Below are 691 nucleotides of genomic sequence, written 5' to 3' on the forward strand. Positions count from 1 at the left end.
GAACATCCACCTCGACTACGCAGGCTTTCGCACCTTAGACTCCATTGTTCGCGCAAAGAAAATTTTTGCCTCCGATCATTTCCTCATCGTCACACAACGTTTTCACTGTGAACGAGCCTTGTTTATTGCCAATGCTTATCAGATCAATGCACGCTGTTTAGCCGGTTTCCGGCCCAAGTAGCAGCAAGCAAATTTCGGTCGATGCGCAGTCGAGAAGTACTGGCTCGCGTCAAAGCGTTTATCGATCTTTACGTCATTCAACACGCAACCTCGCTTCCTTGGTCCACAAGAACCCATTGCGCTCGAACCATTAGGAACGCCTCTTTCTCCGCCACCAGCAGAAGGGTCCGATTCCCTTTCTCAATAAATGGGTAGAAATCTACACCTTTTACTTTTTAAACCTCACAGTTTGTTATTACAACGTTAATTATCACCAACTACACACCCACAAAACTCATAACATTCACGTAACGCAAGTCAGTATTTACGCCTCACATCTCTTTTTAAGTGGCATAGCCACTCAGGAAAGACAAAACAATAACCCTACAGAGGCGAAGCAAAAGGAGCATATGCTATGACCGCACTCGCTGTTACGTTAAAGAACTGGTTACTCACCAGAAACAGCATGATATTCATCGCGAATATTTTTTGTTTATTACCCTAATGACCATCTCTACCTTTGATCCTAAAG

General features: G+C 44.1%; 1 pseudogene. It reads left to right on the forward strand.

The features are described 5' to 3' along the window. Positions 1-367: pseudogene (locus CIK04_RS28670) on the forward strand (vancomycin high temperature exclusion protein); the annotation flags it as partial. Between the last annotated feature and the right edge of the window lie 324 nt (positions 368-691).

Source organism: Vibrio sp. 03_296 (genome assembly GCF_002265885.1).